The organism is Proteus sp. G2674 (assembly GCF_009915195.1).
Lineage (GTDB): Bacteria > Pseudomonadota > Gammaproteobacteria > Enterobacterales > Enterobacteriaceae > Proteus > Proteus mirabilis.
Map to the genome: position 1 here is coordinate 114,303 of NZ_JAABLS010000014.1, position 24,447 is coordinate 138,749.

General features: G+C 40.6%; 18 protein-coding genes and 1 other annotated feature. Of the genes, 9 read left to right on the plus strand and 9 right to left on the minus strand.

The genetic code is table 11. The annotated features are described in order from the left end of the window. Nucleotides 1–163: 163 nt before the first annotated feature. Nucleotides 164–580 (plus strand): DoxX family protein, encoded by a 417-nt coding sequence (locus tag GWI58_RS06775; protein ID WP_004245241.1) that lies wholly within the window; start codon nucleotides 164–166, stop codon nucleotides 578–580. Nucleotides 581–696: 116 nt separating this feature from the next. On the opposite strand, the gene GWI58_RS06780 is transcribed toward GWI58_RS06775, so the two are convergent. The 5 genes from GWI58_RS06780 to GWI58_RS06800 all read right to left on the minus strand — a co-directional run bounded on the left by GWI58_RS06780 (nucleotide 697) and on the right by GWI58_RS06800 (nucleotide 9,662). Beyond that, entirely contained in the window at nucleotides 697–3,495 is a 2,799-nt protein-coding gene (locus GWI58_RS06780) for a M16 family metallopeptidase (RefSeq protein WP_161769024.1), read from the minus strand. Next, nucleotides 3,485–5,194: an ABC transporter ATP-binding protein/permease gene (locus GWI58_RS06785; protein ID WP_161769025.1), complete on the minus strand. Its 1,710-nt coding sequence runs from the start codon at nucleotides 5,192–5,194 to the stop codon at nucleotides 3,485–3,487. The genes GWI58_RS06780 and GWI58_RS06785 overlap by 11 nt, the downstream gene beginning before the upstream one ends. 62 nt (nucleotides 5,195–5,256) lie before the next feature. Beyond that, nucleotides 5,257–8,007 carry a TonB-dependent receptor gene (locus GWI58_RS06790; RefSeq protein WP_161769026.1) on the minus strand — a complete coding sequence of 917 codons (2,751 nt, stop codon included), beginning with the start codon at nucleotides 8,005–8,007 and terminating at the stop codon, nucleotides 5,257–5,259. Nucleotides 8,008–8,110: 103 nt separating this feature from the next. Then, a complete protein-coding gene (locus GWI58_RS06795; RefSeq protein ID WP_161769027.1) occupies nucleotides 8,111–9,124 on the minus strand; it encodes a FecR family protein in 1,014 nt (337 codons plus the stop codon). After that, nucleotides 9,114–9,662, minus strand: a complete 549-nt coding sequence (locus tag GWI58_RS06800) for an RNA polymerase sigma factor (protein WP_004248947.1) — start codon at nucleotides 9,660–9,662, stop codon at nucleotides 9,114–9,116. The genes GWI58_RS06795 and GWI58_RS06800 overlap by 11 nt, the downstream gene beginning before the upstream one ends. Before the next feature lie 171 nt (nucleotides 9,663–9,833). Here GWI58_RS06800 and GWI58_RS06805 point away from each other — a divergent pair, with 171 nt between their 5' ends. Next, a complete protein-coding gene (locus GWI58_RS06805; protein WP_161769028.1) occupies nucleotides 9,834–10,625 on the plus strand; it encodes an energy transducer TonB in 792 nt (263 codons plus the stop codon). Nucleotides 10,626–10,721: 96 nt separating this feature from the next. On the opposite strand, the gene ettA is transcribed toward GWI58_RS06805, so the two are convergent. After that, nucleotides 10,722–12,389: an energy-dependent translational throttle protein EttA gene (gene ettA / locus GWI58_RS06810; protein ID WP_004248950.1), complete on the minus strand. Its 1,668-nt coding sequence runs from the start codon at nucleotides 12,387–12,389 to the stop codon at nucleotides 10,722–10,724. A gap of 341 nt (nucleotides 12,390–12,730) precedes the next feature. On the opposite strand from ettA, the gene sltY reads away from it, so the two are divergent. Both sltY and trpR read left to right on the plus strand, forming a co-directional pair. Next, the gene (gene sltY / locus GWI58_RS06815; protein WP_161769029.1) at nucleotides 12,731–14,650 is read left to right on the plus strand and encodes a murein transglycosylase; all 1,920 of its coding nucleotides are present in this window, start codon (nucleotides 12,731–12,733) and stop codon (nucleotides 14,648–14,650) included. Between the two features lie 101 nt (nucleotides 14,651–14,751). Then, a complete protein-coding gene (gene trpR, locus GWI58_RS06820; RefSeq protein ID WP_004248952.1) occupies nucleotides 14,752–15,063 on the plus strand; it encodes a trp operon repressor in 312 nt (103 codons plus the stop codon). 89 nt (nucleotides 15,064–15,152) lie between these two features. Here the strand turns inward: trpR and yjjX are convergent, their stop codons facing one another. Then, nucleotides 15,153–15,692, minus strand: coding sequence for an inosine/xanthosine triphosphatase (gene yjjX / locus GWI58_RS06825; RefSeq protein WP_004248953.1), 540 nt, complete (start codon nucleotides 15,690–15,692; stop codon nucleotides 15,153–15,155). A 51-nt stretch (nucleotides 15,693–15,743) separates the two neighbouring features. On the opposite strand from yjjX, the gene gpmB reads away from it, so the two are divergent. Beyond that, nucleotides 15,744–16,391 (plus strand): 2,3-diphosphoglycerate-dependent phosphoglycerate mutase GpmB, encoded by a 648-nt coding sequence (gpmB, locus tag GWI58_RS06830; RefSeq protein ID WP_004245229.1) that lies wholly within the window; start codon nucleotides 15,744–15,746, stop codon nucleotides 16,389–16,391. A 43-nt stretch (nucleotides 16,392–16,434) separates the two neighbouring features. Here the strand turns inward: gpmB and robA are convergent, their stop codons facing one another. Next, nucleotides 16,435–17,337 (minus strand): MDR efflux pump AcrAB transcriptional activator RobA, encoded by a 903-nt coding sequence (robA, locus tag GWI58_RS06835; protein ID WP_049256134.1) that lies wholly within the window; start codon nucleotides 17,335–17,337, stop codon nucleotides 16,435–16,437. Nucleotides 17,338–17,538: 201 nt separating this feature from the next. On the opposite strand from robA, the gene creA reads away from it, so the two are divergent. Next, complete coding sequence (gene creA, locus GWI58_RS06840) at nucleotides 17,539–18,015, plus strand: protein CreA (RefSeq protein ID WP_004248955.1); 477 nt, start codon at nucleotides 17,539–17,541, stop codon at nucleotides 18,013–18,015. 181 nt (nucleotides 18,016–18,196) lie between these two features. Here the strand turns inward: creA and arcA are convergent, their stop codons facing one another. Beyond that, nucleotides 18,197–18,913, minus strand: coding sequence for a two-component system response regulator ArcA (gene arcA, locus GWI58_RS06845; RefSeq protein WP_004245226.1), 717 nt, complete (start codon nucleotides 18,911–18,913; stop codon nucleotides 18,197–18,199). Between the two features lie 678 nt (nucleotides 18,914–19,591). Then, nucleotides 19,592–19,710 (plus strand) — a sequence feature (Thr leader region). Nucleotides 19,711–19,731: 21 nt separating this feature from the next. Between arcA and thrA the strand changes: the two genes are divergently transcribed. Genes thrA through thrC form a run of 3 tightly spaced genes read left to right on the plus strand, consistent with a single transcriptional unit; the run spans nucleotide 19,732 to nucleotide 24,419 of the window. Next, nucleotides 19,732–22,191, plus strand: coding sequence for a bifunctional aspartate kinase/homoserine dehydrogenase I (gene thrA, locus GWI58_RS06850; protein ID WP_036971259.1), 2,460 nt, complete (start codon nucleotides 19,732–19,734; stop codon nucleotides 22,189–22,191). 2 nt (nucleotides 22,192–22,193) lie between these two features. Further along, on the plus strand, nucleotides 22,194–23,123 hold the full coding sequence (gene thrB, locus GWI58_RS06855; RefSeq protein ID WP_004248956.1) for a homoserine kinase: 930 nt from the start codon (nucleotides 22,194–22,196) through the stop codon (nucleotides 23,121–23,123). Between the two features lie 3 nt (nucleotides 23,124–23,126). Then, on the plus strand, nucleotides 23,127–24,419 hold the full coding sequence (thrC, locus tag GWI58_RS06860; protein ID WP_161769030.1) for a threonine synthase: 1,293 nt from the start codon (nucleotides 23,127–23,129) through the stop codon (nucleotides 24,417–24,419). The last annotated feature ends 28 nt before the right edge of the window (nucleotides 24,420–24,447 follow it).

Consider the following 24,447-nt stretch of genomic DNA (forward strand, 5'->3'; position numbering starts at 1 on the left):
GTGAATAGCTCCTAATTAAACGATAATAATCTAAATGCCTCATCAACCATAACAAATAATGATAATAAAAATTGCACTCATTCATATTTTTTAATCATATAATAATAAATACCCATTAATACGTATTAAAAATGCCCATCACATTGTTGATTTTGGAGACGTTATGATTAATAAATTTAATCAGCTTACAAACCACCCCGATTTAGGTAAGTTTGTTTTACGTGTTTCGCTAGGTGTCTTAATGTTATTACACGGATTACACAAAATGGAGCCAGGAGGACTTGCCGGTATACAGGGAATGTTGGCAAATATTAACTTACCTGCATTTATTGCTTATGGCACATTACTGGGTGAAGTTCTATGTCCTATCTTACTGATTATCGGTTTATTTACTCGATTTTCAGCATTTGTTGTGGCGGCAACCATGGGGGTTGCGGTGCTGATGGTACATTCCGGTGATCTTTTAGCCTTAGATCCCAAAACGGGGGGATGGGCACCTGAAAGTGCTGGCTTCTATATGTTTGCTGCGATTGCGGTGATGTTTTTGGGTAGTGGTCGTTGGGCGCTCAAAAAAGATTAATAAATTTAATAGACAATAATATTGAATGAAACATTGCTAAGTTATTCAGGTTAGATGAATAAACGCCCAGAATAAAGATACGCTGGGCGTTTATTATTAAAGTGATAAATAGAAATTTATTGCTTTGTTGGTGGTGTTAGTTTGAAGATTTTTTCATTTTCACCCAACCACTGACGAGCAACTTGATTAACATCACTGACACTTATTCCGTTGACAATAGCAGTCTCAGTTAATAGTCGTTGATATTGTTGGTCATCTGTTGCCACTTGGGCAAGTGCATCAGTCCAATAGCTAGCACTCTCTTTGGCTTGCCCATATTCAGTTAACCAAATATTTTTTGCCTCTTGTAATTCTTTATCGGCAATACCCGCTTGTTTTACGTCATTGACCACTTTACGCGCAAGTGCAATTAATTCATCTGCCCGCTGTGGTGATGCGGTAAAGTTTAAACGTCCGGTATAAAAACTACTTGGCAGCTTGGTTAGTGACTCAGAAAAGCCTAGCGAGTAGATCCCGCCCGCTCGTTCACGAAGATTAAGCCTTAAACGTTGGCTGACAACGGTATCAAGCAAGTTAAGTGCTAACAGTTGCTGTTGTGACCATTGGGCTTTGGCTGCGTATTGAATACTGATCATACTCTTATCGCTACTGGCAATAGGGTAGGTTTTATTAAATGAGCTTAATTTGGGATTAATCGCCGGATCAGCCCAAAATAGACGTTGCGATGAACGTGTCGGCAGCGTTGCTATCCAACGTTCGATCATCGGTTTGGCCTGATTTAGGTTAATAGGCCCACTAATCACCAATACCATATCGGCAGGCTGTCCTAGAAGTGATTGATTCGTTTGTTGTAATTGTTGTGCGGTAAACTGTTGCCAAGGGCCTTGTGGCGAAATCACTAAGCGCTCACCGTTTTGATAGCTCTCTTTATTAATATGATCTAAGAAAATACGTTCAACTGGTGTTTTGGCGATCCCTAATGCCGTTGCTTGTTTTTGTTGCTCTAATTTTTGCCCATTAAATTGTGGTGCCGTCACTTTTAAATGCAATAAGGTCAACAAGGTGTCTAACTCATCAATAGGCGCTTCGCCACGCAAGCCGTGGAATAACAACTCACTGTATGGACGCAAACTGATTTGATGCTGTTTACTAAATAACGCTAACTCTCTTGCGTTGTAATGCCCATATCCACTCACTTCTGGTAAGTTTAATGCCCACTGAACCAAGCCTAAACTTTGTCCTGTTTCCAGAGAAACACCTCCGGGAATACGCAGTGATACTTGGATATTGTCTTTTAGCCACTGGTCATTTTTAATAATAACTTTTACGTTATTGCTCAGTGTCCACAGCTGTGTTTTTTCAATCGGAAGTGTTTGTGTGGTGACAACAGTACCGGTTTGCTCAGGTTTAATATCTAATACCACCGCATGGGTTTTCAATGTAAACGCACCGGGATCAGATTGTCTAATCTCTTGCCAGCGTTGCGAGGCTTTAGTGGCACTAAATACCTGACTATCACTATCTGGGCCGATAATTGCCACTCGTGGTGAAGCTTGTGTTAGGTATTGGGCAAAATAGTGTTTTAAGGTATCAGGTGTAACGTTATTTATTAGTTGATAACTTAAGTTTAACGCCTGCTTTTTGCTTTGGATTGGCATTTCTAATTCAAGTGCCGTAGTAATTTGGTTAGCTAAATAACCATGCTCATAGCGCTCTTCACCAGCAGCTTGTTGGCTAAGACGTTTTAACAGCGCATTGCGGGCATTATCTAACTCTTGCTGAGATACTGGCTGTGAGGCTAAACGCTGTACTTCAGTAAATAGAATATCTAATGTACCTTGATAATCATCCCCTTTAGGATGGGCAATCATCAATTGTTGTGAGCGACGGGCATCTAACATCGCACCTTGTGTATTGGCACTGACGGAAGGCACTAACCCATTATCAACAATGGTTGAAAAGCGCTGATTTAAGATGGCGAGCCACAACGAGTCCATTAAATCATCATATTGACCTTGGCGACTATTTAATGGTGCAGGCAGTGTACGCTGTAGAGTGAATTGCACAATGCGTGAGCCTTGCTCTTTATCAAAAATCGTCTTTACTAATAAATCTTTATTGTCGATAAAGCGGTGCCATGATGGAGAGTCAACGCCTTTGTTTTCACTATTTTTTGCATTGAACATCTGGGTAATATCAGCAATCGCATCACCTTGATTAAAATTACCCACTAACACCAATGCCATTCTTTCAGGCTGATACCAAGTATCGTAATAACGTTTTGCTTCTTTGACATCACCATGCTTAACGATATCTAAGTCCCCAATGGGATCACGATCTAGATAACGACTGCCATAATAACGTAACTCTTCAAGTTGGCGATTAATACGAAAACCGATACCTTGGCGTAATCGCCACTCCTCGACGATCACCGGACGCTCTTTATCAAACTCAACGGGATCAAATGTCATGCCAAAGGCCCAATCGGACAAGATCCTCAACCCTGTTTTTATTTGGGTCGGATTGGCATTAGGCAGGGATAATTTATAGGTTGTTGAGTTTAAGCTCGTTGCCGCATTAACATGACTCCCCAACTTCATTCCTAGGCTTTCAAGCTGTTTAAACCCAGTTGTTCCCGGAAAATGAGTCGTGCCTTTAAAAGCCATATGCTCGGTAAAGTGGGCAAAGCCAAGTTGTTTTTCATCTTCTTGTACCGAGCCACTTTTCACCAGTAAACGCATTTCAACCCCCGTTTGTGGGCGTTGTAGCAAATAGACATTTAAGCCATTATCAAGCGTAAAATGGCGAATATCGGGGCGCAGTGAAAGGGCATTATTGGTATGCTTAGACGAGGTGCCTGTTGCACAACCCAGAAGTGATAAACTGACTGAGATAATCAGTAACTTACGATACATATTCAGTAACTCCAGCTGATTGAGAGGAGGACGCAGTCGGCGCTTGTAATGAAATTACTTGCTCGGCAATAGCGTGAGTGAAACGCTGATGACTGACTAAGACAATGCCCGAGGTTGGTAGATGCTGTTTAAGTAATAACAACATATGTAGGGCATTTTGTTCATCAAGAGCGGATGTGGTTTCATCTAATAAAATAAGATCGGGTTTATTGAGTAATAAACGGGCAAAGATAAGACGTTGTTGTTCACCACCGGATAAGCGCGTTGTCCAATCTGTTTCCAGTGAAAGCTGATTTTTTATTTTATCTAGCCCCACCCAATGAAGCACTTCTTGGTACTCTTGTTGTGAGAACTGAGATGCTTGGCAAGGATAAGCCAATAAGCTATCTAAGCGGGCAACAGGCAGATACATACGTTGTGGGAGCCAACTGATATTGGTTACCCGTTGAATATCTCCTTTAAAATAAGGCCAGTGACCGCTTAACGCACGTAACAGCGTTGATTTCCCGATACCTGAGCTACCTTCAATTACCGCCAATTCACCCGCTTTGAGAGAAAAGTGAATATTGTTAATTAATAATCTATCGTCTTGCATAAATAGCGATAAATTGGTTGTCAGCTTAGTTTGTTTATCATCTAACTCGGTGATCTCAGGCTGGTGATCATGCTCTAACAACACCACAAAATGATAAAGACGGGTAACCGTTGCCTGCCATGCAGCAATTTCTTTATAGGAGAAAATAAACCAGCTTAATGCCCCAGCAACACTGGAGAAGGCTTGTCGTAACTGCATTAATCCCCCTAGCATTAATTCGCCGGCGAGGAATTTTGGCAAAGCAAAAATAATTGGCGCCATTGCCGTGGCTTGCTGATAACCCACAGTAAAGAAAGCAAGGTTTCTCTCATAACGGATAAGGTTATTCCAGTTGCGGATCACCCCTAAAAAGCGTCCCATCAGTTCATGACGATCGCTCATTTCACCCCGTTGACCGGCAATAGCATCACCATGTTGTTTACGTGTGATAAGCGCAGTACGGTAATCCGCCTCTTTACGCTGTTTATCCATATTGATTTTACGTAATGGAGAACCAATGAGCTGGGTGATGGTGATCCCGATAAGGGTATAAATAATACAGGCCCAGAACATATAACCCGGTATATTCCACTCTTTGCCTGCTAAAGAGAAAGAGAGTGCACCAGAGAGTGACCATAAAATAGTGGCAAAAGAGATAAGTGTTAACAGTGAATGTAAAAAGGTCACTGTTAAGCGCATTGTCGATTCAATCAGTAAACGAATATCTTCGGCAATTCGTTGGTCGGGATTGTCTGGCTCTTGCGAGGTTAACCGCAACATATAGTGTTTACTATTTTTTGATAGCCAGCGCTCAAGCACTTGCTCTGTCATACCTTCACGCCAGCGAATGATCATTTTTTGGCGTAAGAAATCACCCATCACGACTACGGTAATTAATCCGGCAATAATAATCACAAACTGTTGCAGCAGTTTATATAAGGCTTGCCCATCGAGTTGTTGTAGGGCGTTATAGAAGCTGCCATTCCATTCATTCATTTTGACGTTAAACCAAACGGATGAGAGGGTTAACGTTAAAGAGAGAATTAATAGGAACCAGCAGTAAAGGGCGGCACGCCGTCCCCAAAAAGGTGAAACCAAATAGAAAAATTGTTTTATTGTTTTCATTGCTTATTTGTCATGTTTTTATTGTTTATTGACTCGGTTGCTCACATTAACTTCATCAATTTTTAATAGTCATAGCTGACTTGTAGCCAGAACTGTCGACCTGGCTCGTAAGATTTGTACTCTTTATCTTGATAGGTAATGTAATCATTGACATTTTTGGTATTGAGTACGTTATTCACTTCAACGGAAATACCTACACCGTAAGCAAATTCAGGCTGCCAACTGAGCTTGGTATCCCAAGTAAAACGACTACTGTAATGACGTTTTTTATATTCAAATAGCGGGCCGTACTCACTTGGTTTTGGCGCACCATTATTGGCTTTCTCTGCTTGTGAACGAGCTCCATTCCATTGCAAACGGTTAAACCAAGTCACCCCTACATCATCCCAAACACTGGTTAGCTCAGCGGTCACTTTTAACGGCGAGTTAAAGTTGTCAGAGGGTAAGTCTTTGGCATTGATAATTTTTCCGCCATACCACACCTTGTCATAGTTCATTCCTTGAACGCTGGGATCAAAATTGGCATAACCTGAGTCTTTTGGCGTATTGGTTTTGCTTTTTTGCCAGCTAATCGAAGCATTAAAGACGTGGTCGGCTTTAGCAAGCTCCCATGGTTGGCTATTTCTCACGGAGAGCGTTAAGGTATCGTGTGTACTACGACCATTATTATTGAAGTGGCGAATAGCACGTTTTTCATCAATGGTTGAGTCTGGATATTTAGTATCACTACGCACCTCATCACGACCATTGCGATGCACATACTGTAAACGCCAAGTGGTTGAGGCTATCTCTTGTTGTAGACCTAGAGTGAATTCATCGTTATAAGGGGTTTTTAGTGAATCAACACCATCAAAGTCGGTACGATTAGTCCACTTTTCCTCCGATGTTTGACAGTCAAAATAGCAGTGTTGTAAACCGGCATTTTGCGCACCATAAAGGGCGTAAGTGAGCATTGAACGTCCATAGTAACGGTTTACCCCACCAATAATTAAAGTATTACCTGTGCCCCAAATATCGTAAGTAGCACTTAAACGAGGTGAGAGGTTGTTTTTTTGTACAAAATCATCACGATCTAAACGTACACCGGGACGTAAGGTGAGGCGTTTATATTGAATATTATCGTCAATAAAAAATGAATAATTGGTATAAGACGCATTATGGGTACCCGTTAGAAAACGCGTCGTTTGTGATAAGCTTCCCATCCATTCATCATTGACCGTCATGCCGCGATAGGTGTAGTTGTAATAGGTTTTATCACGAATATAAGCGCCTTTGGTGCGGCTAATTTCAAATCCGGTGGTGGGGCGATGAGTGACGGCACCCCACACGATGGGATCAAAACGCATAATACTCTTGGCGCTATAGGTTTCTTGTTTACTACGCAGATCACCTTGACCACCACTGGAGACTTGATTAGGGTGTTGCCAATCAGTGTAATCTTCTACTTTGATAAAGTAGTCTTGGTCATTGGTGCGTTTATCTTCCAGATTTTGATAACCTGCGGTTAACTCTAAGGTTCCTAGCGCAAGTTGATGCTTATAAAGGGCGGTAAAACTGAGTCCATTATGTTCATTATCATAACCGGAGTTATACACAGAGCTGGAGAACAGATAGCTCTTATAGCGGGCAATATTACTTGATAGATCAAAAGATTGTTTATCAGAGATATTCCAAGAATATTTGATAAAGTAGTTATCTGAAGTACGCGTTTGATCACGATAATGTGGGCTTTGTAATACATGCTCTAATTCGCCTTCAGGGGTGTGAACAATTCCCCCTTCAGCACTTATCATCATTGGAATAGTTGATTCCCGACGAGAAGCTGAGAAAATTAATCCTGTATTTTCCGTTAAACCTGTTTCAAACCAACCGCCATAATTTTGTTTATCATATTTTTTCTGGAAACGGGCTGGATTACTAAAATCATTATTTGCAGTATCAAATTTTAATTTGGGATCGGTGAAAATATTATTCCAGCTTGAACGGGTAGTACGGTAATAGGCATTGGCATGGGTTTCGCCAGACCAACGACGACTTTGTACTTCAACTGTGCCTCCAGTAAATCCGCCAAATTCAACGGGAATATTGTTATCGTAAACGGTGACACTATCAATAAGTCGACTATCAAGATACATCCCTTGCTCATCACTGGTAATACGGGTATTGGTTTCACCATTGCCCGAATTTGCCGGATCAAAGTCATTATTAAAACTGACGCCATCAAGTTTATAGGCATTTTGATAGCTACTGGAGCCATGAATAGAAATACGTGAGGGCTTAATTTCACCTTGGTTCATCGAGTTGCTATCGTTATTTGCAAATTGAACCGCAGGGTTACTTTTAAGTAAGTCGGTGACATTGCCATCGCCAGTATTACGTTGCTTTATCTCTTCCGCGGTGATGTATTGTGGTGCTGAAACAACATCTGTAGCAGGATGATAACTGCTTCCCACCCCTGTGACTTTAACTTCAGGGATCACAATCGTACTGCTTGTTGCTAATGGACGAATAACAAAGCCATTTCCCTGTGAAATAATTTCCATACCACTACCGATTAACACCTTTTGTAATGCGGTATGGGTTTCATATTGACCAGAGAGTGCAGGAGCCCGTAAGTTTTTTATTGCGTTGGCATCAAACAGAATTTGTACCTGACCTTGTTTAGCGATAGTGTTTAAAGAATCAGCTAAAGATTGCTCTGGTAAAGAGACTGATAGCGTTGCCGCATAACTATAAGGGGCTGCCACGGTAGCCGTTATTAATAATGTGAGTAGCGACCTTTTTAGAGGCCTTTTTTTATTATTTATTCTCATTTCACCAATCCCATTCATAGACTTAATAATTTTTGTTACTAAGTAAGAGGGTGAAATGAGAATTATCCTCACCTGTAAAAAAGAATATTTTTCATGTTTGTTTTTACTTGTTGATAATTAACACATTATTTTTATCAGTAAAAATAACATTAACCGGTAAAAGTAGCGGAAGTGCAGTAATAAAGCTTTTCGCGTCATTAATATTTGCCACACCTGATACCTTTATTTTTGCTACATCGGCTGATGAGATATGAACGTTGATATCCAGATAAGGTTTTAATTTAGTGATCACGTCACCAAGTGGTTGTTCAAAGAAATGGAGTTGCCCAAAACGCCAGCTTCCTACAGAATCAGCATTGACTGAGGAAATGACAAATTGATTATCGGTTGATTGGCTAATTGCTTGAGAGCCAGCATATAGGTAAGTCGCAGGGGATTTTTCTGTGGCTTTAACTTCAACAATGCCTTCATGTACGGCGACACTAATTTGATTATTTTGATAACGACTCACTTCAAATTCAGTACCGACAACTTTAATTAATCGCTCATCAGCATGGACATAAAATGGCCGATAAGGATTGGGTTTTACTTTAAAATAAGCCTCACCTTTATCTAACCAAAGGCGTCTTTGGGTTTGGACATACGAGACGCGTACCTGTGTATTTCTATTTAAAAAAACTTTAGAGCCATCAGCGAGGGTCATCTCTTTAGGAAAATTGCTGGTGGCTAAGGTCATATTATCCATTAACAGGGTGGGTAAATGACTATAAGGAAGATATAACACAGCAACTAAACAGAGTGCGGCCGTAGTGTGAATAAAGGGGCGCCAGAGTGAAGATTTCCTTTTTTCTATAGGCACAATAGTAGGGCGTGGTAAGGCTTCACAACTATGCCAAATTTCCGCGATAGCTTGATAAGCTTGTTGATTATCTTTATCTGCTACCCACTGTTTAAAGGCTTGTCGTTGCTGTGAACTCATTTGCTGACTATGTTGACGGGTGAACCAAAGCGCAGCTTGTTCATCAATAGATTGCTGGCTTAATTGATCATGGGTATCTGCCAAAAGCGTTGCAGGCGCCTCATCTGTGTGAGGTTGATTTCCCGACTTACTCGTCATTGGTGCATTTCTCCTGTCCTGCATCGACATATCTTTTACAATGTAATAGTGCTGCGGCAATATGTTTCTCTACCATGCTTATCGAAATTTCCATTTGTTCTGCAATTTCGCTTTGTGATAATCCATCAAAGCGATAAAGAATAAAAGCTTCTCGACGGCGGGGAGGAAGAGTATCAATAGCTTGTGTCAGTAAATCTAAACGCTGTTGATGCTCAAGGACGTGCCCGGGATCAAGCTCTGTCGTATAGGTCTGTACCGCATCTTCTAATTGATAATCTTCTTGATAGATATTTTTTTGTTTTTGGTTTTTCCTCCAATGATCGATCAAAACGTGGTTCGCTATTTTAAATAAAAAAGCACGCTGCTCTTGGACAGGAGTTTGTTCTTTTCGATTTAGCCATAGTGTAAACACATCTTGAGACAAATCATCCGCATCATGGTGATTACCCGTGCGTTTTTGGAAAAAACGTACAAGTTGACCATAGGTTGATTGGTAGGCACAACTGATTTTTTGTGCTAATGATTTATCGCTAGTCATAGTCTCTGGTGTCTAAAAAAGAGTGAAATAATAAGCTCTTACTGCTTCTAATAAGGAATTTTTATAATCAATATTTAGCTAATTTTTTATTGTATTATTAATAATAAGCAATATCATTTGTGTTTGTATTATGCCTATAATTCATTAGAAAGAAAATCAGAGGCAAGAATTATGAGTAGTATGTCGGCGACTTTTCCACGCCGTTGGTCCTTTTCTATTGGTGGGTTAACTGCCAGTATTGTGTTTCATGTCACCTTGGTTGTGGTTGCTATAGGTTGGATAACGACGAAAGATGAGCAATATGCGGTTTTACCTCCAGCAATGACGATGCAAGTGGGGCTTTATCAATTGGCAAAAGCAGAACCCAAAGAGGTTCCTGTTGGGCCTGAACAGGTGATGTCAGTTCCAGAAGCTGCCGAGCCAGAGCCGATGAAAGAGCAACTTGATGTGTCTAAAATGCCAGTAGTCGAACAGGGAACTTATCAGCGAGTTGCGGAAAAGCCAAAGGTGAAACCTGTGGTTAAGCCTAAGCCTGTCGTGGTAAAAGTGCCTGATGATCTTCCCGTTTCTCAAGCGCCAGCAGATACCACAACCGCCCCTTTATCAGGTGAAAACGCGACCAGTAGTGCCGATTTTACCAGTACCGCTTCATCATCTCGCAGTGGCCAAATGGGGTGGGAAAGTTTAGTCCATAGCCATATTGATATGTATAAACGTTACCCTCGTGCAGCATTACGTTTTAAAGCGACGGGAGTGACACAAGTTGAAATTTCGCTCAATGCAAAAGGTGAGTTATTAGATGTGAGTATACAAACCTCGTCTGGTAATCGTATCCTTGATAAAGAAGCGATTAACACTATTAAACGGGCATCGCCATTTCCGGCACCTGAAAGCCACCGTTTAGTTAACGGCTCTTTCTCATTTATTGCACCCTTGAGCTTTGACTATCGGCAAAGTAGTTAATATCGTCATTGAATAGTGTGAGCCAATAAAACGTAAAGAGAGATAATAAAAAAGCAGAGGGTGAGCTCTGCTTTTTTGCGTTCAGCTAAATAATGATTACTTAGTGATGCGTTTATATTTCATGCGACGAGGTTGGATAGCTTCGTTACCTAATGTCCGTTTTTTATACTCTTCATATTCAGTAAAGTTACCTTCAAAGAATTCTACTTTACCTTCATCTTGATAATCGATGATATGAGTGGCGATACGGTCTAGGAACCAACGGTCATGGGAAATGACCATAGCACAACCTGGGAATTCTAATAGCGCATTTTCTAAGGCGCGTAGCGTTTCAACATCCAGATCATTGGTCGGTTCATCGAGCAGCAACATATTGCCGCCGACTTGGAGAAGTTTCGCAAGGTGTAAACGTCCACGCTCACCTCCGGACAGTTCGCCAACACGTTTACCTTGGTCAACGCCTTTAAAGTTAAAGCGGCCCACATAAGCGCGACTTGGAATTTCAAAGTTACCAATGCGCATAATATCTTGGCCACCAGAAACTTCTTCCCAAACTGTTTTGCTATCATCCATACTATCGCGGAACTGATCAACAGAGGCCAGTTTCACTGTCTCCCCTAAAGTTACGGTTCCTGAATCAGGTTGTTCTTGACCTGAGATCATACGGAACAGCGTTGATTTACCGGCACCATTTGGCCCGATAATACCGACGATAGCGCCTTTAGGAATGGAGAAACTTAAATCATCAATCAGAACGCGATCACCATAAGATTTAGTGAGGTGACTCACTTCTAGCACTTTATCCCCTAAACGAGGTCCAGGTGGAATAAATAGCTCACTGGTTTCATTACGTTTTTGGTAATCAACGCTATTGAGTTCTTCAAAGCGAGCAAGACGAGCTTTACCTTTAGCCTGACGACCTTTAGGATTTTGGCGGATCCACTCAAGTTCTTTTTGAATTGATTTATGGCGAGCGGCTTCAGTGGCTGCTTCTTGTTCAAGACGCGCATCTTTTTGCTCTAACCAAGAGGAGTAGTTACCTTCCCAAGGAATACCTTCTCCACGGTCAAGTTCTAAGATCCATCCTGCGACATTATCTAGGAAGTAACGGTCGTGGGTAATAGCCACAACAGTGCCTTCATAATCATGTAAGAAACGTTCTAACCAAGCAACAGACTCAGCATCCAAGTGGTTAGTCGGTTCATCTAACAACAGCATATCTGGCTTTTCTAACAGTAAACGACAGATAGCCACACGGCGACGTTCACCACCAGAAAGATGTTCAATTTTGGCATCCCAATCTGGTAAACGTAGTGCTTCTGCTGCACGCTCTAATTGGTTATCAAGATTATGACCATCGTGAGATTGAATAATCGCTTCTAGCTGACCTTGCTCTTTTGCCAGTTGGTCAAAATCAGCATCAGGATCAGCATAAGCTGCATACACTTCATCAAGACGATTGAGTGCATTTTTGACTTCGCTTACCGCTTCTTCAACGGCTTCACGAACCGTTTGTTGTGGGTTTAATTTTGGCTCTTGTGGCAAGTAGCCAATTTTTAGACCCGGTTGTGGACGTGCTTCACCTTCGATATCGGTATCGATACCGGCCATGATACGCAGTAAGGTTGATTTACCGGCACCATTTAGACCAAGCACACCAATTTTCGCGCCCGGAAAGAAGCTGAGTGAGATGTTTTTAAGGATATGTCGCTTAGGGGGAACAACTTTCCCGACACGCAACATACTATAAACGTATTGAGCCACTATAATTACCCTTTGATTATAAAAGAGATTTTATCTGAAGTGTCAGTTTTTGCGTTAAACACAAAAAAATGTAAATAAGCAATGAATATATGACACCTAAATGAACAATAGTAAAGTCAATGTCAGTATTTTGCCAAAGACCCGAAAACGATGAAAGTCGCCAGTATACCCGATTTATAAAAGAAAACCTTAGGTAAAAGAGAGGTTTTTATCATCCTTGAGTGCTTGTTCGAAAAGTGAGGAAAATTTCATTTAAAGAGGGAACTAACATTGTTAATGATTATCATATTAGCTAATGTATTTATTCTTTGGATGTTTAAATTTGAGGTGGGAGAGGTAACGTGGTTAAGCAAAAGTGGTCCTTCGTCTTGGCAATTAGTACATTGTGTTTCTCTGCGTGGGCACAAGCAGATTCATTAAGTGAACAACGAACACGTTACCAAGAAATTAAAGCAGCTTGGGATGCTAAAGATACAGCACAAGTTGAAAAATTATTACCGACATTACAAGATTATCCTCTTTACCCCTATCTTGAATATCGCCAAATTACCGACAATCTTGATGTGGTCGCTCCGGCTGTGGTGACTGAATTTGTCGAAAAATATCCAACTTTGCCACCCGCGAAAGCACTACCTTCTTTGTTTGTTAATGAGTTAGCAAAACGTCAAGAGTGGCAAAACTTACTGACTTTTAGTCCTAATCCTCCTAAGCCTAAAGCAGCAAGGTGTAACTACTATTATGCTAAATGGGCGACAGGGGATAAACAAACGGCGTGGGTTGGTGCAAAAGAAGTGTGGTTAAACGGTACTTCTATGCCTTCAAGCTGTGATCCGCTATTTGATGAGTGGCAAAAAGCAGGAAATTTAAGCATTGAATTAGTGTTAGAGCGGATTAATTTAGCAATAAAAAGTGGTAATACTGGGTTAGCAACTTATTTAGCTAAGCAATTGCCGATGGATTATCAAACGATTAACGATGCCATTGTTGAACTACAAGATCACCCTAATCTGGTTGCTCGTTATGCCACACAACTTTCACCAACAGATTTTACGCGTAATATTGTACAAGCCGCATTTTCACGTTGGGCGCGAAAAGATGCCGATAGTGCAAGAGCACAGCTTGATAGTATTGCCAGAGCTCAAAAAATGACGACAGCTGAACGCCAATTAATGCGTGATACGGTCGCTTGGCAATATATGCCATATGCCACACCAGAGCAGGCTAAATGGCGTGATAGTGTGATACAAGATACCGCTTCAGATACCCTGCGTGAGCGTCGTGTGCGTTTAGCGTTAAGCCAAAATCAGCCCGCAGAATTAGCTTTATGGTTAGAAAGATTATCACCTGAAAGTAAAAATAAAGAGGAGTGGCGTTATTGGCGAGCGATGGTGTTGCAATCGCAAGGTAAAAACAGTGAAGCACAAGCGCTTTTACAAGAACTAACACAACATCGCGGTTTTTATCCTATGGTGGCGGCTGAAAAGCTAGGTAAACCTTATGTTATGGTAATAGACAAAGCGCCAAGTGTTTCACCCACAATTCCACAGCAACCTGAAGTGCAACGAGTACGCGAATTAATGTATTGGCAAATGGATAATTTAGCGCGTACTGAGTGGGCAAATTATGTTGCCACCCAGCCTGCTACCACACAATCTCAACTAGCGCGTTATGCTTTTGAGCAACAATGGGCTGACTTAGCAGTACAAGCAACGATTACTGGTAAAATGTGGAACCATTTAGAAGAGCGTTTCCCACTTGCATGGCAAAATGAATTTGAACGATATACGAAAGATAAAGCGATAGACCGCAATTATGCGATGGCGATCGCTCGCCAAGAAAGTGCATGGAACCCACAAGCTCGCTCTTCAGCTGGGGCAACGGGTCTTATGCAAGTGATGCCGAAAACCGCAGAGTTCACGGTAAAACAAGCAGGTATTACCGGGTATGCAAGTAGTGCGCAACTGACAGATCCGGTTAAAAATATTGAAATTGGTACCGCTTATCTTGATTCTGTTTATCAGCGTTTTAATCAAAACCGTATTTTATCTAGTGCTGCCTATAATGCAGGTCCTGCACGGGTTGACCGTTGGTTATCTGATGCTAATAGCCAACTAGATGCTATTGCTTTTATTGAGAGCATTCCTTTCGCAGAAACGCGCGGTTATGTCAAAAATGTACTCTCATTTGCGGTGTTTTATAGCTATTTTGCCGGAGAGCAACAACCGGTATTAACTCAAACTGAGTGGAATAGTCGTTATTAATGAGATAATTAAGCGATTTATTAATGGAACCTCTTTGTCACAGGATAAAATATGCTATAGTTTGTACTAGTTTATGAGTGTGGCTAGAAGAGGTTCCCACTATGCTAGATCCTGCATTATCACCAGAAGAGAATGAACACTGGGTACGTTTTGTTGAGTTATTACGCCAAGCGTTTGAACAGGGAGTTGAATTTCCTGTTTTACAACTTTTAATGACGCCGGATGAGCGCAGTGCATTAGCAACAAGAGTACGTATTGTTCAAGAATTAATGCGTGGGGAATTAAGTCAACGAGAGCTAAAAGAGCTATTAGGGGTTGGCATCGCCACTATTACCAGAGGTTCTAATAGCTTAAAAACAGCACCCCATGATGTGAAATTATGGCTTGAAAAAGAGCTTATGATAAAAAAATAATTGCCTATTCGTTAGAAATAAAAATGCCATTTAATCAGTTGGTTAAATGGCATTTTTCTAAAATAGCGACAAGAGGACTATTTAATCACTCATTCATCATCTTTTTTGTTAAGTTGTTTATAAATATCATGAGTGACGGGGACTAAAGCTAATACAATCGCTTGTTGGTAAACAGAAGTGCGACTTAATAAACCATCAGTAAAATAACCAATAGCGCCACCTTTTTGCTTAATATTATCAATCTTGGTTAAAAATGCCATTTCATCGCCAAGTTCACGACCTTCACGAACACCTTTTAAGATCTGTTCCGGTAGCATTAAACTGGCTGAGCGAGATTCACCGCGAATTTGCTCGTGTTCGATAACAATCCAAGCAAAAGTCATATCGTCTTCAATACCCGCTTCAACACCTACCCAAAAGTCAGCTTCTGGACGTACTTGTCTTGCGGCCATCACACGTTGGCGTGCGCCAGTTCTCGTTTCTGTATTTCCAATAGGTTGCTGTGGAACGCGGCTATCGACATTAATATCTTCAATATCAAAGGTATCTTTACCGAACACTTGCTCAAAGGCGAGTTTGATCGCGTTGATTTTTGCTGGATTCGTAGTGGCTGCAATGACATGATACATAATGAGTTAATCATCCTTTGAAAAATTAGAGCAGTATAACGGAAAAAATGTATGTTACAGGTCTATCTTGTTCGCCACGGTGAAACTGAGTGGAACGTGGCGAGACGTATACAAGGGCAATCTGATAGCCCACTAACAGCAATGGGTGTGCGACAGGCACAACAAGTTGCTGAAAGAGTAAAATCAGCAGGTATTACCCACATAATTTCTAGTGATCTTGGCCGGACTTGTCAGACGGCAGAGATTATTGCACAAGCTTGTCGCTGTGACGTAATCACGGATCCCCGTTTGCGTGAACTTGATATGGGCGTTCTTGAACAGCGAGAGATCGCCACATTAAATACACAAGAAGAAGCTTGGCGCAAGAGTTTAATTGATGGTACACCTGATGGACGAATTCCCCAAGGAGAATCAATGGTGGAATTAGCTAATCGTATGCAGGCTGCTTTAAACAGTTGCTTGGCGTTACCAGAGCATAGCCGTCCTTTACTGGTGAGTCACGGTATTGCATTAGGTTGCCTGCTAAGTACTGTGTTAGGCCTACCTGCTTACGCTGAACGACGTTTAAGACTACGTAACTGTTCAATTTCACGAGTAGACTATCAAAACAGTCCTTGGCTCGCTAATGGATGGGTAATCGAAACAGCAGGGGATGTGAGTCATCTTACTGATATCGCTCTTGATGAAGTACAGCGCTAATGACAATAACAGACTCTCTTTGCTGTAAAAGAGAGTCTTATTGTTAGGCCATTTCGCGTTTAATGGGAATATAATACTCAAAACGCTTAATATGATCTTGTGGCTCGGCGGTCATCACATTGTCATAGTGCACTTCTTTAAGATAATACTTTTCAATATCATGTCCTTTACGGCGAGTAAGCCCCATGGTTGGCAAGCAAACACCATAAATTAAGAATAAAAATTCCTGCATGGCGCCTCGTTTTGCCTCTCCCTCGAAGTCAAAGCGAATATAATCGCCAGCCTCTAATATGACTTCATCAGCAGTATCATCTTCTACAAAACTCGCATAAGCAGGCTCAACGGCGGTGGTGTAGATAACACGCTGTTCATCTTCATGCTCATCACTGTGTTGCGTATGGTGCAAACCATAAACCTCATGGGGGATAGTGTTTACCTTAGTAATATAATTTTGCCAAAATGTTTGACGCATATCGGAACAAGCATTGGCCCATTGTTCTAGTGTATGGCTACAAGTTTGTTCAATACCAATCAATTTTATCTCCGGTAATTGCACATATTCCCATTTGGGCAAAGGCTGAGGATCTAATTTTATTGGAGGACAAATACCAACAGCACACCACTCATCAGAACGGCGATATAGGGCTGGAGTTCTATCAAACTGCTTCTTAAAGGCGCGAGTAAATGTTTGTTGAGAATCAAAACGATATTGTAAAGCGATATCTAAGATAGGACGACTTGTTAAACGCAATGCCACAGCCGCGCGAGATAGACGCCTCGAACGAATATAAGAACCAATCGCTTGCCCCGTTACTTCTTTAAACATGCGTTGTAGGTGCCACTTAGAGTAACCCGCTTTAGTTGCGACATTATCGAGGGATAGTGGCTGATCCAGATTATTGTCAAGCCAAGCGAGTAAATCACGTATGATGTTGGTTTGATCCATACATCTCCCTTAGTCATATTCGTTTATTTATGCTGTAGATGGTAAATAGCCTGAACGTCTATAACAAGTTATATTGTTAGATAAAGATGAAATATAGTCTTTTTCAATGAGTCATGTATACAAATTATTCTACCAGTTAACAAAAGTTTGCTTTATCCTAGACAAAATCATTCTTTCTTCTTTTTATGGAATAAATTTAATATGTTTAATTTCAAAAAGATACTCGCACTTTCTATCTTGCTTCCTATGTCAATAATGGTGAAAGCTGAAGAAATTGGTTATGTCGATACGGTTTTTAAGTTTTTTGGTGCCAATCATAAAATTGTCATTGAAGCTTTTGATGATCCTGAAGTCAAAAATGTCACTTGCTATTTAAGCCGTGCTAAAACAGGGGGCATTTCCGGTAGTTTAGGGCTTGCTGAAGATACCGCCGATGCGGCTATTTCTTGCCAACAAGTAGGGCCAATCGAATTAAGCGAAAAAGTCTTAAAAGGTAAAAATCGTGGTGATGTTGTTTTTCAAAAAAGAACGTCACTGGTCTTTAAAAAGCTACAAGTGGTGCGTTTTTACGATAAAAACCGCCATGCACTGATATATCTTACTTACTCTGATAAGGTTATCGATGGCTCACCGAAAAATGCCATTAGTGCAGTACCCATCATGCCATGGAAAGAGTAATTTTTTTAATTAATTAACAAAATTAATAAGATTAAGTGTAAGAAATTTTTTTAGCTGATAAATTAGTTTCTATTTAAAATAGTCGCTAAGATCAATTTTTATCTTTTATGCTTTAATAAAGAAAAACCCCGAAACTGAAATCCGGGGTTTTAGCATTATTTTTACTAGGGTAACACTGATATCACTCGTCTAAATCACCACAGAAACGATAACCTTCACCATGGATAGTAGCGATAATCTCAGGTGTATCAGGGGTTGATTCAAAGTGTTTACGAATACGACGAATGGTAACGTCTACAGTACGATCATGAGGTTTTAATTCACGACCCGTCATTTTTTTCAGTAATTCTGCACGAGTTTGGATTTTTCCTGGGTTTTCGCAGAAATGTAACATCGCACGAAACTCACTACGAGGTAATTTATACTGTTCACCTGTAGGGCTAATAAGAGAGCGACTATTAATATCTAGCTCCCAACCATTAAATTTATAGCTTTCAACTAAACGACGCTCTTCTGTGCCATTCGCTAAATTCATAGTGCGTGACAATAAGTTACGAGCACGGATAGTTAATTCACGAGGATTAAATGGTTTAGTGATGTAATCATCGGCACCAATTTCAAGGCCTAAGATTTTATCAACTTCATTATCACGACCTGTTAGGAACATTAATGCAACACTTACCTGTTCACGTAATTCACGGGCTAATAGAAGACCGTTTTTACCAGGAAGATTAATATCCATAATGACCAAATTGATATCATGGTCGGACAGAATATTATGCATCTCGTTGCCATCAGTGGCTTCGTGTACGATATACCCTTCAGCTTCGAATATGCTTTTCAGGGTATTACGAGTAACTACTTCATCTTCAACAATCAGAATGTGCGGGGTTTGCATATTTGCTACCTAAAATTACCAAAAATAGAAAAAGGATATCTGTGTGTAACTTCTGTGTGTGCAAGGTGTGTGGTTATTCATTTTTGTTATTAGCACGCCAAAATTAGACCCAGATGAAAATTCGATAAATAACCATCATGTTATTAATTACAAACATGACCTATTTTACTGACAATGGACGTTAAAATCAGAATGTAAAATGCCCATAGTCTATTAACAGCAATATAACACCTGTTGTATTAAATACCATCTAAAAAGCTAACTTTTGTTGACACATATCAAAATCAAGATAACAGCTTAACCTTGATTTCAATAGTTAACTATATAATTTGATTTATGTAATGCAAAAGAAAAATATATGTTAAATATAGTGAGATTTTATCTTTTTACCAGTTTTGTTACAAAAAAAGAAGTGAAATAAAATACCTTATTATTTGTAAAAGTACAAATCTCTAAGTAACTCTTAAATGGTAGCGTTATTTTCTGTAACTCCCCCTTATTAGTAGTAATATGTATACTACAATATAAGTAATGCTCGAATAAATTTTATTTAAACTGTAGGTAAATTGAGGCAATAGAAAAGAAAAAATTTGACATCTCTCTCGCTTTGCTTTAACCAGTATAGGGTCAAACTAATTTTGAGACAGACAGGATTGTTATGCGTACTTACAGCCCAGTGACTATGAATACAATTATTACCACCACCACCACCGGAATTTTATATTGCGGGGCGGGCTGTCGCATATAAAAAACAAAAAACGAAAAAGCCCGCATTGAGAAATGCGGGCTTTTTTTTGGCGAAAAATCAGGAGAGCTGTATGCGAGTGTTAAAATTTGGGGGAACTTCAGTTGCCAATGCAGAAAGGGTGCTGAATGTTGCTGATATCGCTGAGAAAAAACGAGAGCAGGGACAAGTCGCTCTGGTATTATCAGCACCTGCCAAGATAACGAATTACTTGGTGGCAATGATTGAAAAAACGGCAGAAGGAGAAGAACCTCTCACTCAAGTACGAGAAGCAGAGCAAATCTTCGCTAATCTATTGCAAGGTTTACGAGAAAATCAACCTGGTTTTGATTACCAAGGCTTAAAAGACAAAGTTGAGCGTGAGTTTGCTGAGATTAAACATATCCTGCATGGTATCTCCCTATTAGGGCAATGTCCTGATAGCATCAATGCTGCGATGATTTGTCGTGGTGAAAAGCTTTCGATTGCCATTATGGAGTCGGTGTTACAAGCTAGAGGATATAACGTTACCGTCATTGATCCGGTTAAAAATCTCCTTGCTCAAGGTCATTATCTCGAATCGACAGTGGATATTCCTGAATCAACTCGCCGTATTTCCGCCCTTAATATTCCGAAAGATCATATGATCTTGATGGCAGGTTTCACTGCCGGTAATGAAAAAAATGAGCTTGTGGTTCTCGGTCGTAATGGCTCAGATTATTCAGCCGCCGTATTAGCCGCGTGTTTACGTGCACAATGTTGTGAAATTTGGACGGATGTTGATGGTGTTTACACCTGTGATCCACGCCTTGTCCCAGATGCACACCTACTAAAAGGCATGTCCTATCAAGAGGCGATGGAACTTTCTTACTTTGGTGCTAAAGTCCTTCATCCACGCACTATTGCACCTATTGCTCAATTTCAAATCCCTTGTTTAATTAAAAATACGGGCAATCCAGAAGCACCGGGTACGTTAATTGGTGATGGTCAAAAAGATGACAGCACGCCGGTAAAAGGGATCACTAACCTGAATAATATGGCAATGATCAATGTATCAGGGCCAGGTATGAAGGGAATGGTGGGTATGGCGGCTCGTGTCTTTTCCGTGATGTCGCGTGCAGGAATATCGGTAGTATTAATTACTCAATCTTCATCTGAATACAGTATTAGTTTTTGTGTACCGCAAAAAGAGCTAATTAGAGCGCAAAAAGCACTGTCAGAAGAATTCTATCTAGAGTTAAAAGATGGCGTACTTGATCCGTTAGATATTATGAACAATGTTGCTATCATCTCGGTAGTCGGTGATGGTATGCGTACCCTTAAAGGGATCTCAGCCCGTTTCTTCTCTGCTTTAACTCGAGGCAATATTAATATTGTTGCTATTGCTCAAGGCTCTTCTGAACGTTCTATCTCTGCAGTTATTGCCAATGATGCAGCGACGAATGCGGTGCGTTTATGTCACCAAATGCTCTTTAACACTAACCAAATCGTAGAAGTCTTTATTGTCGGTGTCGGTGGTGTTGGCAGCGCGCTAATCGAGCAGATCCATCGTCAACAAGCATGGCTAAAAAACAAACATATCGACCTACGTGTTTGTGGGATTGCCAATTCACGTGCGATGCTAACCAATATGCAAGGTATCGATTTAGATAATTGGCAACAAGCGCTACAAGCAGCTAAAGAGCCTTTTAGCTTTAGTCAGCTTATTCGCTTAGAAAAAGAGTACCACTTCCTCAATCCTGTGATTGTTGATTGCACTTCAAACGAAATGATTGCACAGCAATACGCCAATTTCTTACAAAATGGCTTTAACGTTGTTACGCCTAATAAGAAAGCCAATACGATGTCGATGGATTACTATCATCAAATTCGCCAATCAGCGGAAGCATCACGTCGTAAATTCTTATATGACACTAATGTTGGTGCGGGTTTACCTGTTATTGAAAACTTACAGAACTTGCTTAATGCTGGCGATGAGTTGGTGCAATTTAATGGTATTCTTTCTGGCTCACTCTCTTATATTTTTGGTCAGCTAGATGAAGGAAAAAGCTTGTCTGAAGCGACACTTTCTGCGAAAGAAAAAGGCTTTACAGAGCCAGATCCAAGAGATGATCTCTCGGGAATGGATGTTGCACGTAAACTGCTTATTCTCGCTCGTGAAGCGGGCTATCAATTAGAGTTGAGTGATATTGATGTAGAGCCTGTTTTACCTAGCTCATTTGATAGTACAGGTGATGTCGAGAGTTTCTTAAACCGCTTACCTCAAGTAGATGTTGAGTTTGATGCTAAAGTCGAAGAAGCCCAAAAGTCAGCGAAGGTATTACGTTATGTGGGGCTCATCAATGAGGGGAAATGCCAAGTCAAAATAATGGCCGTTGATGCTAACGATCCTCTCTTTAAAGTAAAAAATGGTGAAAATGCGCTAGCCTTCTACACTCGCTACTATCAACCAATTCCTTTAGTTTTACGTGGATATGGTGCAGGAAATGATGTCACTGCTGCTGGGGTATTTGCAGATGTATTACGTACACTATCATGGAAATTAGGAGTTTAAAGGTGGTTAAAGTTTATGCACCGGCGTCAATTGGCAATGTGAGTGTCGGTTTTGATGTGTTAGGAGCCGCAGTTTCGCCTATTGATGGTCAATTATTAGGAGATTGCGTAACCGTTGAAGCGGCGCAAGAATTTCAACTTCACAGCAAAGGACGATTTGTTAGCAAATTACCTTCTGATGCTAAGCAAAATATTGTTTATCAATGTTGGGAGCTATTTTGTGAAAAATTAGGTAAACAATTACCTGTCTCGATGACACTTGAAAAAAACATGCCGATAGGCTCAGGATTAGGATCAAGTGCTTGTTCTGTTGTGGCTGCACTTGTTGCATTAAACGAATTTGCTCACAAACCATTTAGTGAAAGCCACTTATTATTAATGATGGGAGAGCTGGAAGGCCGTATTTCCGGTAGTGTGCACTACGATAATGTCGCGCCATGTTATTTAGGTGGTTTACAACTTATTTTGGAACAAAACGACATTATTTGTCAGCCTGTGCCAGCTTTTGACGATTGGTATTGGGTGATGGCTTATCCGGGGATCAAAGTTTCAACGGCACAAGCAAGGGCTATCCTCCCTAAACAATACGATAAAGCTGATATTATTAATCATGGTCGTTATTTATCTGGATTTATTCATGCTTGTCATACACAACAACCAAAACTTGCCGCAAGCTTAATGAAAGATGTGATTGCAGAGCCCTATCGAACACAGTTGCTCCCTGGTTTTGATAAAGCGAGAGAGGCTGCATTACAAAAAGGCGCGCTTGCATGCGGTATTTCAGGCTCAGGGCCAACGCTGTTTTCTATTACTGATTCATTGGCTATTGCCCAAGATGTGGCGCAATGGTTACAACAACATTATGTACAAAACGATGAAGGCTTTGTACACATCTGCCGTTTAGATACTCGTGGCGCAAGAGAGATAGGGTAAGTAATGAAATTATATAATTTAAAAGATAACCAAGAACAAGTCAGCTTTGCTCAAGCGGTTAAACAAGGTTTAGGAAAACAGCAAGGACTCTTCTTTCCCAAAGACTTGCCTTCATTTTCTCAAGCAGAAATTGATGCGCTATTAAAATTAGACTTTGCAACACGCAGTAGCCGTATTTTAAGTGCTTTTATCGATGATGAAATTCCTGCTGATGTGTTAGCAAAACGTGTGAATACGGCATTTGCTTTTCCTGCGCCAGTGACACAAATAGAAGAGGATATTAGTTGCCTTGAACTCTTCCACGGACCGACGCTGGCTTTTAAAGACTTTGGTGGCCGTTTTATGGCTCAAATGTTATCAGAAGTCGCGGGTGACCAGCCTGTTACAATATTAACGGCGACATCCGGTGATACAGGAGCAGCGGTCGCTCATGCTTTCTACAAGTTAGATAATGTCCAAGTCGTGATCCTCTATCCACAAGGAAAAATCAGCCCATTACAAGAAAAGCTATTTTGCACATTAGGGGAGAATATTCATACTGTTGCTATTCAAGATGACTTTGATGCTTGCCAAGCATTAGTCAAACAGGCATTTGATGATGAATATTTAAAGAACACCATGCATTTAAACTCGGCTAACTCGATTAATATTAGCCGCCTACTGGCACAAATCTGCTATTACTTTGAAGTGGTTGCACAAATTCCAGCTGAAAAACGTCAACAATTAGTTATTTCTGTACCAAGTGGTAATTTTGGTGATCTCACAGCAGGATTACTGGCTAAATCGATGGGATTGCCTGTTAAACGCTTTATTGCAGCGACCAATGTGAATGATACCGTTCCTCGTTATTTAGATAGTGGTAAATGGGAACCACATCGGACAATAGCAACACTTTCAAATGCGATGGATGTTAGCCAGCCTAATAATTGGCCTCGTATTGAAGAGTTATATCGTCGCAAAGGTTGGCTGTTATCTGATCTTTCGCATGGGGCTGTGAGCGATGAAACGACGGAAGAAACCGTACGTGAACTGGCACAAAAAGGCTATATTTCAGAGCCTCATGCGGCGGTTGCTTATCGTCTATTACGCGATGAGCTACAAGAAGGAGAATATGGGGTATTTTTAGGTACAGCTCATCCGGCGAAATTTAAAGAAAATGTCGAACGTATTTTAGGTGATACATTACCTTTACCAAAAGAATTAGCTGAGCGTGCTGATAAAAAATTACTATCGCATCTTTTACCGGCAGATTTTTCTCAATTAAGAGCATTTTTATTAGAACGAGCACCTAAATAAATGTAATTATTTATATTAATTAATTTTG

What these genes read in the sequence shown, in the direction of transcription:
- GWI58_RS06775 (WP_004245241.1), top strand. Translation starts at nt 164, where the DNA reads ATGATTAATAAATTTAATCAGCTTACAAACCACCCCGATTTAGGTAAG.
- GWI58_RS06780 (WP_161769024.1), bottom strand. Translation starts at nt 3,495, where the DNA reads ATGTATCGTAAGTTACTGATTATCTCAGTCAGTTTATCACTTCTGGGT.
- GWI58_RS06785 (WP_161769025.1), bottom strand. Translation starts at nt 5,194, where the DNA reads ATGAAAACAATAAAACAATTTTTCTATTTGGTTTCACCTTTTTGGGGA.
- GWI58_RS06790 (WP_161769026.1), bottom strand. Translation starts at nt 8,007, where the DNA reads ATGAGAATAAATAATAAAAAAAGGCCTCTAAAAAGGTCGCTACTCACA.
- GWI58_RS06795 (WP_161769027.1), bottom strand. Translation starts at nt 9,124, where the DNA reads ATGACGAGTAAGTCGGGAAATCAACCTCACACAGATGAGGCGCCTGCA.
- GWI58_RS06800 (WP_004248947.1), bottom strand. Translation starts at nt 9,662, where the DNA reads ATGACTAGCGATAAATCATTAGCACAAAAAATCAGTTGTGCCTACCAA.
- GWI58_RS06805 (WP_161769028.1), top strand. Translation starts at nt 9,834, where the DNA reads ATGAGTAGTATGTCGGCGACTTTTCCACGCCGTTGGTCCTTTTCTATT.
- trpR (WP_004248952.1), top strand. Translation starts at nt 14,752, where the DNA reads ATGCTAGATCCTGCATTATCACCAGAAGAGAATGAACACTGGGTACGT.
- yjjX (WP_004248953.1), bottom strand. Translation starts at nt 15,692, where the DNA reads ATGTATCATGTCATTGCAGCCACTACGAATCCAGCAAAAATCAACGCG.
- gpmB (WP_004245229.1), top strand. Translation starts at nt 15,744, where the DNA reads ATGTTACAGGTCTATCTTGTTCGCCACGGTGAAACTGAGTGGAACGTG.
- robA (WP_049256134.1), bottom strand. Translation starts at nt 17,337, where the DNA reads ATGGATCAAACCAACATCATACGTGATTTACTCGCTTGGCTTGACAAT.
- creA (WP_004248955.1), top strand. Translation starts at nt 17,539, where the DNA reads ATGTTTAATTTCAAAAAGATACTCGCACTTTCTATCTTGCTTCCTATG.
- arcA (WP_004245226.1), bottom strand. Translation starts at nt 18,913, where the DNA reads ATGCAAACCCCGCACATTCTGATTGTTGAAGATGAAGTAGTTACTCGT.
- thrA (WP_036971259.1), top strand. Translation starts at nt 19,732, where the DNA reads ATGCGAGTGTTAAAATTTGGGGGAACTTCAGTTGCCAATGCAGAAAGG.
- thrC (WP_161769030.1), top strand. Translation starts at nt 23,127, where the DNA reads ATGAAATTATATAATTTAAAAGATAACCAAGAACAAGTCAGCTTTGCT.